Source organism: Polaromonas sp. P1_G4 (genome assembly GCF_056405475.1).
Genome location: NZ_JBFUCA010000133.1, coordinates 1 through 9,098 on the forward strand (window position 1 = coordinate 1; position 9,098 = coordinate 9,098).

10 protein-coding genes and 1 pseudogene are annotated in these 9,098 nt (G+C 63.8%); 8 read left to right on the plus strand and 3 right to left on the minus strand.

The features are described from left to right. Positions 1–85 precede the first annotated feature (85 nt). The 5 genes and pseudogenes from AC1D1X_RS08900 to AC1D1X_RS08920 all read left to right on the plus strand — a co-directional run. A pseudogene (locus AC1D1X_RS08900) lies at positions 86–193 on the plus strand (malate dehydrogenase); the annotation flags it as partial. 62 nt (positions 194–255) lie between these two features. Continuing rightward, on the plus strand, positions 256–2,103 hold the full coding sequence (locus AC1D1X_RS08905; RefSeq protein WP_477698155.1) for a DUF1631 family protein: 1,848 nt from the start codon (positions 256–258) through the stop codon (positions 2,101–2,103). Between the two features lie 75 nt (positions 2,104–2,178). Beyond that, a complete protein-coding gene (locus AC1D1X_RS08910) occupies positions 2,179–2,997 on the plus strand; it encodes a fused MFS/spermidine synthase (RefSeq protein WP_477670700.1) in 819 nt (272 codons plus the stop codon). A 187-nt stretch (positions 2,998–3,184) separates the two neighbouring features. Continuing rightward, positions 3,185–3,622, plus strand: coding sequence for an OsmC family protein (locus AC1D1X_RS08915; protein WP_477698156.1), 438 nt, complete (start codon positions 3,185–3,187; stop codon positions 3,620–3,622). 29 nt (positions 3,623–3,651) lie between these two features. Next, positions 3,652–3,930 (plus strand): hypothetical protein, encoded by a 279-nt coding sequence (locus AC1D1X_RS08920; protein WP_477670702.1) that lies wholly within the window; start codon positions 3,652–3,654, stop codon positions 3,928–3,930. 21 nt (positions 3,931–3,951) lie between these two features. Here AC1D1X_RS08920 and AC1D1X_RS08925 read toward each other — a convergent pair whose 3' ends face one another. Together AC1D1X_RS08925 and AC1D1X_RS08930 are read right to left on the minus strand one after the other, a co-directional pair. After that, entirely contained in the window at positions 3,952–4,287 is a 336-nt protein-coding gene (locus AC1D1X_RS08925; protein WP_457282321.1) for a hypothetical protein, read from the minus strand. A gap of 133 nt (positions 4,288–4,420) precedes the next feature. Then, positions 4,421–5,809 carry a zinc-binding metallopeptidase family protein gene (locus tag AC1D1X_RS08930; RefSeq protein ID WP_477670703.1) on the minus strand — a complete coding sequence of 463 codons (1,389 nt, stop codon included), beginning with the start codon at positions 5,807–5,809 and terminating at the stop codon, positions 4,421–4,423. A 281-nt stretch (positions 5,810–6,090) separates the two neighbouring features. Between AC1D1X_RS08930 and AC1D1X_RS08935 the strand changes: the two genes are divergently transcribed. Genes AC1D1X_RS08935 through AC1D1X_RS08945 form a run of 3 tightly spaced genes read left to right on the plus strand, consistent with a single transcriptional unit; the run spans position 6,091 to position 8,583 of the window. Continuing rightward, entirely contained in the window at positions 6,091–6,282 is a 192-nt protein-coding gene (locus AC1D1X_RS08935; protein ID WP_411881369.1) for a 4-oxalocrotonate tautomerase, read from the plus strand. Between the two features lie 17 nt (positions 6,283–6,299). After that, positions 6,300–7,787 carry an MFS transporter gene (locus tag AC1D1X_RS08940; RefSeq protein ID WP_477670704.1) on the plus strand — a complete coding sequence of 496 codons (1,488 nt, stop codon included), beginning with the start codon at positions 6,300–6,302 and terminating at the stop codon, positions 7,785–7,787. Between the two features lies 1 nt (position 7,788). Continuing rightward, complete coding sequence (locus tag AC1D1X_RS08945) at positions 7,789–8,583, plus strand: class II glutamine amidotransferase (RefSeq protein ID WP_477670705.1); 795 nt, start codon at positions 7,789–7,791, stop codon at positions 8,581–8,583. Between the two features lie 30 nt (positions 8,584–8,613). Here the strand turns inward: AC1D1X_RS08945 and AC1D1X_RS08950 are convergent. Continuing rightward, the coding region (locus AC1D1X_RS08950; RefSeq protein WP_477698157.1) for an ATP-grasp domain-containing protein at positions 8,614–9,098 on the minus strand (485 nt) is incomplete at its 5' end.

Here is a 9,098-nt window from a genome sequence, read left to right on the forward strand (position 1 = left end):
CTTCCAGATATTCCAGGGTCGCGCCAGACATCTCACGCTACATCCCTCATTCAACCGAATTTCAACTTCCTGGAGTCCTCCTATCATGAGCAAAAAACCCGTCCGCGTTGCAGTCACCGGTGCAGCAGGCCAAATCGGTTACGCATTGTTGTTCCGCATTGCTTCCGGCGAAATGCTCGGCAAGGACCAGCCCGCTACGAACGCCTGGTTAACCAGCTGGAACTTGCCAACGTACAGGGCGCCAGCTACCGCGTATTGCAGACCCCTGCGAGTGCAGCCCCCAGCAGGGCCAGGGGTACCGGCGGCGCAGGTTCCGGGTCGGGCGCCGGTACCGGAGGCGGTGAGGGCGGAAACGGTGGGGGCTCCGTCGAATCCGGCCGCCACCAGCCGCCCCCGCAATATGCCGACCTCTCCAACTATGAGATCCGGGATGAGTTGTTCCAGGATTTCCTGTTCCATGGCGGCAGCAACGCCCATCACGGGCTGGCGCCGTCCTATTACGAAACGGTCGAGGAAGAGCTGGTCGCCCTGCAGGAAGCGCCCGACTCTTCCGGCGCGCCGTTGGCTGAGTCRCAAGCCGCGCCCTCACATGAATACCAAAACCTGCCGGCGGTAGACCGTCCGCAGCGGATGGTCGATGAGCGCAGCCAGCTCAGCCCGCAGGTTTGGGGCTCGTACGCCCGGCCCCGCGAGCGCGCCATCGTCCGGACCCAGCTGAAGAAAGAGGCCAAGCAGGTCGGTCAGGTGCTGGGCCTGGAAGTGGTGCGCAAGCTGGTCAAACAGGTCGCGCAAGACCCGCGCCTGCTGGTGCCGGTGCGGGAAGCCATCGTGGCGCTGGAGCCTGCGCTGCTGCGTCTGGCCATGGTGGACCCGCGCTTTTTCAGCGACGAAGGCCACGCCGGGCGCCGCGTCATGGAGCGCGTGGCGCAGCGCAGCTTCAAATACAACGACGAATTCAGCCCTGAGTTCCTGGCGTTTTTTGAGCCGGTCACGCGCGCTTTCAACGGGCTGAACAGCCTGACGATCGAAGATGCCCAGCCTTTCGCGATGGCACTGGCCGAACTCGAATACGGGTGGGACGAGCAGGACCAGTTCGAAGCGGAAAACCGCAACAACGTGCTGCAGGCCCTGCGTTTCGCCGAAGAGCGCCAGACGCAGGCGGACCAGATCGCCTTTGAGCTGAGCACGCGCTCGGACCTGGACAAGGTGCCGGGCCTGGTGCTGGACTTCCTGTTCGGCCCCTGGGCGCTGGCTATGGCGCACGCCAGACTCTCCGATACACGCAACCAGGTTGATCCGATGGGCTTCGGTTCGGTGGTGCCTGACCTGCTCTGGAGCGTCAAGCGGGAAGTCACCCTGAAACGCCCGGCCAAACTGATTGAGATGATTCCCAGCCTTTTGGGCAAGCTGCATGAGGGGTTGGAGCTGCTGGGGCAGGACCCGCGCGAAAGTGAGCCTTTCTTCGAAGGCCTGATGATGCTGCACCGGCCCGTGCTCAAACTGCGCCGCCTGAAAAGCCGGCGTGACGCCGAAGAATCGGGCGCCGTACCGCTGGAGCCCGAAGAAGATTCGGCCACGCCTGAACAGCGCCTTGCCAAGGCCGCCGCGCACCCCTGGCTTGCGCGCGACGATCTGGACGCCGCAGGGTTTGAAGACACCCTGCCGACCGTGCCTGGAGAACTTGCTCCGATCGAGGAAGACGAACCGCCACCGATAGAACCCATGCATGCGGCAAATGAGCCCGACTCCAGCCATCCGGAATACCTTGCCGCGGCGGCAGCCTCCGCAAATGCAGTACCGGCCATGGCCCAAAGCGAAGCCGAGCGCCTGTTGCTCAGCCTGCGCTCCGGCCACTGGGTGGATATGTACTCCAGGCGCCGCTGGCTGCGAGCCCAGCTGATCTGGGCCAGCACGAAGGGCACGCTGTTCATGTTCGTGAGCCACGGCGGCCAGCCCCACTCGATGACCAAGCGCAGCTGCGAACGGCTGATCCGCGAACGCCTGCTCAGGCCGGTCGACAGCCAGGGTGTGGTGGCGCAGGCCCTGGATGCGGTCGCTTCGGAAGTCGCCACCACGACGCAGCCCGAATCCCAGCCGGTCTGAGGCGGGTCCCGAGCGGGGTGGCAAACCTGCCGCCGCCGGCTTGATGGTGGAACCATCCCGCACAGCTTAAATCCCATGACCTCCTGGCCCGACCTCACGCAACTTCCTGCCGATCCTGTACCCGCGGGCCCGGCTGAACTGCCGCCCCCAGCGCATGCCCAGCCGTTTGTGCATGACGACGGAAACACCCGGTCGCTTCACTTCACGATGGGTGAACTGCAAAGCCGCATGCTGATGCACAGCCCCTGGCGCCTGGAAGTGGACTACACGCTGACGATGATGGGTTTCCTGCTCTTTCGGCCCGCGCCCCTGCACATCGGAATGATCGGCCTCGGGGGCGGCTCCCTGGCCAAGTTCTGCCATCGGCAGCTGCCGTCCAGCCAGATGACTGTGCTGGAGATCAACCCTCAGGTGGTGGCGCTGCGGCGCGAATTCCGCGTGCCCGACGATGATGCGCGGTTCCGCGTCATCGCCGCTGACGGGGCCGATTTTCTGCAGGCCGGTACCCCCCGGTTCGACGTGCTGCTGATCGACGGGTTTGACCACCAGGGGCAACCGCCGGCCCTTTGTTCGCAGCGCTTTTATGACGACTGTTTTGCCGCGCTGTCGCCGGGCGGCGTACTGGTGGTGAACCTGCACTACGATGACCCGGACTATCCGCTGCTGGCGGGCCGCATTGCGCGCAGTTTCGACGGCAATTCCGTGGAAATTCTTGCCCAGGAAAAAACCAACAGCATCGTGTTTGCCTACCGCGGGAAGCCCGTTTCTGCACGCAAGCTCTCGGTGGCACAAGCTCTTTCCGCACTGGCAGACGACGAGGGCCGGGCCCAGCTCAGGGCCGAGTTTGGGCGGATCACATGGCACATGAAAGACCCGGGCGCAGACGACGCCTGACCGGTGCATCCCGGCTCACACCAGCTCCGGCCACGGCGGGAAGGCCTTACCCCGACGTGCGGCGCTGTCCGACGGCCAGCCACAAAAAAGGCGGGCACGCTGGAACGCTCAACATTTCATTTCATTTCATTTCATTTCACTGCCCTGCACGGATATACCCTGCACGCGCACAAACCTGGAGAACCCCATGACCGAAAAAACCGCATCCGTTCACTGGGAAGGCCGAGGCAAAAAGGGCCAGGGCCAGATCAGCACCGACACCGCTGCACTCAAGGCGTATCCCTACGGCTTTGGCAGCCGCTTTGAKGACGACCGCAGCGGCACCAATCCTGAAGAGTTGCTGGGCGCCGCGCATGCAGCCTGTTTCACCATGGCGTTTTCCTTTGCCTGCGACAAGGCCGGGTTCGGCACCAGCTCGGTGGACACCCGCGCCAAGGTCCGCCTGGTGCCCCAGGGCGATGGCTTCCTCATCGACCGCATTGCGCTGACCCTGGAGGCCGYGATTCCGGATATCGATGAAGCGAAATTCCAGGAACTCGCCGAAGGCGCCAAAAAGGCCTGCCCGCTCTCCAGGGCCTTGGCCAGCGTTCCCGAAATCACCCTCGCGGCCACATTACGCCGGTAGCTTTTCCGGCACCCAGAAAGACACCCGACATGAATCCCAGGACAAATTTTTCTTTTGAGGTTCAGTATGCTGCGCAGTCAGGTGCTGCTCAGGATGAGCGCGACGGCCTGATGGGGTCGCTGGGCCCTTCGCTGCAGAAGCTGTTTGCCGCCGATGATCCTTCGGCCACCGTGACGGTGAGCGATAGCCACAAGGGTGACGGCAACAAGATCATTGAATTGACGACCACCCTCCTGGACCCCCAGGTCGCCGCAACACTCCAGGCGTTTTCGAAGCAGCACGGCGTGGCCGTGAGCGCACTTGAATAGCCGGCTCCGGTGCGGCCCCGCTCAGGCTTGCCATACACCGTAACCTGCTTCGCGCAGGGCAATACCCAGTTCGACTTCCATGTCGCGCGCGGCGTCGTAGGGCATGGGGTTGTACATCTCGTACAGCTTGGGTAAAAGCCGCACGCCGAAATCACGGGCGAAACGGTTGGACTGAATGCCGGCCTTGTGTTTGTCAAAACGCACATCCGGGTCCAGCCCGGTCATACCCACATACACAAAAGGCTTGCCCAGCTGGTAGTCCGGATTGGCGCGGCGAAAGCGTGCCACGTTCCACACCTCGGGCCCAAGCTCGATCACATAGACGCTGTAGTGATGGCCTCTGGGTCGGGTGGGCATGAATGGGCGGTCGTGAAGGGTGTGCGTTGTGCCGACTTTAACGCATCGCGATCCATTCAGGTGCTATCAAAAAAATAGCTGCTTGCGCCCATCCTTATTGGTCTGCAACTTCTTTCTACCTGAAAATCACGCGCTAGCCTTGCTGCTGCTGCGATTCCTTCATTTCTCCATTTTCTTCCTCTTCCTCTGTTGGGCTCTGGATCTGCGTCTGTGCCTCATCCGGGGCCTGCTCCTGCAGCCAGCTGCCCGACGACACCACCAGGTGAATGAAGTGCAGCTTGGCGACCGCTTCCGTCGGCAGGATGAAGGGATAGAAATCGGGCTGGCCCATGCTGCGCGACATCTCGTTGAGCATGGTGGTCAGCCGCGTCCAGTGGTTCAGGAAGGTGAGGAACTGTTCGGCATCCGGGTGATCCGGTTGATACAGCGCATCTATCGTGAACGGCGTGAACTCCAGGTCGAAGTGATCGACGCTCAGGCCGAAACTTAAAGCGGTGTCGATCGCATCGCGCATGTGCAGGTAATGCGCCCAGCACTCGGCCCAGTCCTCCCAGGGGTGAGTACTGGCGTACGCGCTCACGTAATGCAGCGGCCAGTCCGCGGGCGGGCCTTCGTCGTAGTTGCGCTGCAGGCTGGCCTTGTAGTCCAGGGTTTCGTCGCCGAAGAGTGCGTGAAAGCCGTCCATCCAGGCAGTGCCGGCGAGCAGGCGGTCCCAGTAGTAGTGACCCACTTCATGGCGGAAATGCCCAAGCAGCGTGCGATAGGGTTCGCGCATGGCCTTGCGCACCGCCTCGCGCTTGGCGTCGTCGGCCTCGTCCACGTTGAGCGTGATGAGGCCGGTGTTGTGGCCCGTCATGATGTGCGGGCCGTTCACCGGCGAACGCAGGAAGTCGAACATCAGGCCGCGCTCGGTGTCCTCACTCATGCGGGACGCCACCGGCAGCCCGAGCAGGATCAGTGCGGACACCAGCCGGCGCTTGGCCAGCTCGACCAGCCCCCACAGGTAACCGTTGTCGGGCAGGGCTGGGTCCGTCAGGTCCGGAATGGTGCGGTTGAGGCGGCAGGCCCGGCACATGTCTGCGGGGTCTTCCACCGGCACCAGCCAGTTGCAGGAGGCTGGGGTTGAGAGATTGAGGCATCGCCTGTAAAGAGGTTCGCCATTTTCGGCAGGCTGGGCGGGCGGTGCCTGCGTCGCCTCGGCTTCCTCAACGGGTGCGGCAGGCGCAGCGCCGGGCGCAGATTCCTGGCCGGGGATTTCCTCGAGCGAAGGCGGCTGCACGTCGTCGGGCGGCGCGCCGGCCAGTGCGCTGGCGGCCTGCCATTCCTGCCAGGTGCCCTCTTGCGGCCCGGGCATCAACGGCAGCAGCAGGCCGCGCTCACAGTCATAACCCAGCGGCGTGCCGCAGGCCAGGCACTTGCTGTTGCGAAAAAAAACGGGCTGCCCGCAGTGGCAACGGTAGTTGCGGCCGGCCAGCAAAGGCAGGGGTTGATCGGTGGATCTGGATGGCGTGGTGAAAAACAAGTGGCTTGCCCGAATGAATGGTGGGCCCGCAAGGCCGAAGCGAAAAGCACCTGGCCGGACGACACCCACCCGGCAGGAGAACCCAAGGGTACAGGATAGCCCCGGCGAAGCCTCTCGGGCCCGGCGCCAGCACCTGTCATGCTGTCAGTGGAGGCCGACAAAACAAGGCCGGCCTCTTGCTTCTATCATCGGGTATCAGACATGTTTGCGGGCCAGTTGACCGGACACCCGTAAAACCCTGTGTTCAACCCCGCATCAACCACAACACCCCAGAGGACACCATGCCCACTTACCACGTCGAAATGATGGAAGGCCGGACCATCGAGCAGAAGAAAAAGCTCGTCGAGGCCATTACCCGTGTCAGCGTCGAAATTCTCGGCGGCCAGCCCGACTCGGTGGACATCCTGATCACCGACATCAAGCGCGAAAACTGGGCGACCGGCGGTAAGCTCTGGTCCGAGCCGAGAGACTGACGACGGACACCCGGGCCATGCCCGCATCCCTTGCCGGCCTGCAGGCGCGCCACGGTCCGCGTTACCGGTGGTTGCTGCTGCTGTCCGTCATGATCGGCACGATGGCTTCCATCATGTCGTCGACCATCGTGAACGTGGCGATTCCCGACATGAGCCATTACTTCACGCTGGGGCAGGAGCGCGCGCAGTGGGTGAGTTCGGGCTTTATGGTGGCCATGACGGTCTCCATGCTGACCACGCCCTGGCTGCTTTCGCGCTACGGCTATCGCCGCACCTATGTGGGCACCATGATGCTGCTCATGGCCGGCGGCATTGTGGGCGGTCTGGCCAACAGCTTTGGGCTGGTGCTGGGTTCGCGCGTGGCCGAGGGCCTGGCGGCCGGTGTGGTGCAACCGATTCCCGCGATCATCATCATGCGGGCTTTCGGGCCACACGAGCAGGGGCGCGCCAGCGGCCTCTTCGGCATGGGCGTGGTGCTGGCGCCGGCGCTGGGCCCCAGCGTGGGCGGTGTGCTGGTCGACCTGTTTGGCTGGCGCTCGATTTTTTTCATGGTGGTGCCGCTGTGCCTGGTATCCCTGTGGATGGCTTACCGCTACGTGCCCGACACCGCCCCGGGTGGCGTGGAGCCCAACCGCAACGGCGCGATGATCGACTGGCGCGGCCTGCTGCTGGGCGCGGTGGGCACGCTGTGCCTGCTCAACGGCATGGTCGAGCTGCACGGCGCCGGGCGCGCGCATGCCTTTGTATTGCTGGGCGCCGCGCTGGCGGCGCTGGCCGCATTCATCTGGTGGCAACGCCGCCTGGCGGCTTCGGGTGGTGCACCGCTGATGAACCTGGCGCTCTTTGGCTACCGGCCTTTTGCCATGGGCAGCATCGTGGCTTTCATCTACGGCACCGCGCTGTTTGGCTCCACCTACCTGCTGCCGGTGTACCTGCAGCTGGGCTTGAATCTCTCGGCTTCGCACGTCGGCACCATCCTGTTGCCTGCGGGCCTGGTGTTGGCGGCCACGATTGCGGGCGTGGGCCGGCTGGCGGACAAACACCCGACCTGGCTGCTGGTCAGCACGGGGCTGGCTTTGCTGGCAGCCTCGTTTGCATTGATGCTCACGGTGAACCTGGCTTCGGGGCTCTGGATGCTGGTGATGTGGGCCACGCTGGGGCGTATCGGGCTGGGTTTTATCCTGCCTTCGCTCAACCTCGGGTCGCTCCGGCCCCTGCATGAGCATCTGTTATCGCAGGGCGCAAGTGCCATCAACTTCCTGCGCATGCTGGGCGGCGCGATCGGTGTGAGCCTGTGCGGCATCGTGCTGGAGTGGCGGCTTGCGGCCCATGGCGATTCGCTGGCCAACGCCACCAGCAGCCCGGCGCGGCTGGCTGCTTTCAATGAAGCCTTCCTGATGCTGGCCGCCCTTTGCATACTGGCCGTGGTGGCCGCATGGCAGCTTCGCGTGCCGGCTCCCGCCCAGCCTGACAACTTACCGAATAACAAGCAGGAAGCGGACTGACATGTGCCAACTTCTCGGCATGAACTGCAATGCGCCAACGGATGTGACCTTCAGTTTCAGGGGCTTCGCGCAGCGGGGCGGCCACACCGACCACCATGCCGACGGCTGGGGCATCGCTTTTTTTGAGGGCGACGACAGCGTGGCCGGCGGCAGCGACCGCGGCCTGCGCCATTTTGTCGACCACCAGCCGGCCTGCAGTTCACCGGTGGCCGAGCTGATCAGCCGCTACCCGATCAAAAGCCGCAACGTCATCTCACACATCCGCAAGGCCACGCAGGGACGTGTCGCGCTGGAGAACTGCCACCCCTTTGTGCGCGAGCTGTGGGGCCGCTACTGGGTGTTTGCCCACAACGGCGACCTGAAAGATTTTTCGCCCCGCCTGCACGGCAGCTTCCGGCCCGTCGGCACCACTGACAGTGAGCGCGCTTTTTGCTGGATCATGCAGGAGATGGCCAAGTCTCACGCGGGCGTTCCCAGCGTGCAGGAGCTGAGCATCACGCTGCGTGAGCTTGCGGCGCACATCGCCACCCACGGCACCTTCAACTTTTTGCTCAGCAACGGCCAGGCCTTGTGGGCGCACGCGTCCACCAACCTCTATTACGTAGAGCGCAAGCACCCCTTTGCGCATGCCACGCTGAGCGACGAGGATGTGAGCGTGAATTTTGCCGAGCACACCAGGCCGACCGACCGCGTCGCCGTGGTGGTCACGGCGCCGCTCACTACCAATGAAAACTGGACCTCATTTGCGCCCGGGGAACTCAAGGTGTTTGAAGGCGGCGCACTCATCGCCGCCTGACAGCTGCTGCCCGCTTGTGCGATCAGGCCGTCAGGCGCCGGCTGTCGTGAGGGCCGACTCCAGTGCGTCAATGAACATGGCCGCCACGTCAAAACCGGCCTGGTCGTGGATTTCCTGGAAGCAGGTCGGGCTGGTCACATTGATCTCGGTCACATAGTCGCCGATCACGTCGACGCCGGCCAGCAGCAGGCCGCGCGCGGCCAGCACCGGGCCCAGCGCTTCGGCAATTTCAAAATCCCGCTTTGAGAGCGGCTGCGCCACACCCACGCCGCCGGCCGCCAGATTGCCGCGCACTTCGCTGCCTTGGGGAATGCGCGCCAGGCTGAAAGGAACCGGTTTTCCCCCGATGACCAGCACGCGCTTGTCGCCCTTGACGATCTCGGGCAAAAATTTCTGCACCATCACGCTTTCGGCGCCGTTCCTGTTCAGTGTTTCGGTGATGCTGCCCAGATTCAGGCCGTCTTCCTTCACGCGGAAGATGCCCATGCCGCCCATGCCATCCAGCGGTTTGAGGA

What these genes read in the sequence shown, in the direction of transcription:
- AC1D1X_RS08940 (WP_477670704.1), top strand. Translation starts at nt 6,300, where the DNA reads ATGCCCGCATCCCTTGCCGGCCTGCAGGCGCGCCACGGTCCGCGTTAC.
- AC1D1X_RS08910 (WP_477670700.1), top strand. Translation starts at nt 2,179, where the DNA reads ATGACCTCCTGGCCCGACCTCACGCAACTTCCTGCCGATCCTGTACCC.
- AC1D1X_RS08920 (WP_477670702.1), top strand. Translation starts at nt 3,652, where the DNA reads ATGAATCCCAGGACAAATTTTTCTTTTGAGGTTCAGTATGCTGCGCAG.
- AC1D1X_RS08925 (WP_457282321.1), bottom strand. Translation starts at nt 4,287, where the DNA reads ATGCCCACCCGACCCAGAGGCCATCACTACAGCGTCTATGTGATCGAG.
- AC1D1X_RS08945 (WP_477670705.1), top strand. Translation starts at nt 7,789, where the DNA reads ATGTGCCAACTTCTCGGCATGAACTGCAATGCGCCAACGGATGTGACC.
- AC1D1X_RS08935 (WP_411881369.1), top strand. Translation starts at nt 6,091, where the DNA reads ATGCCCACTTACCACGTCGAAATGATGGAAGGCCGGACCATCGAGCAG.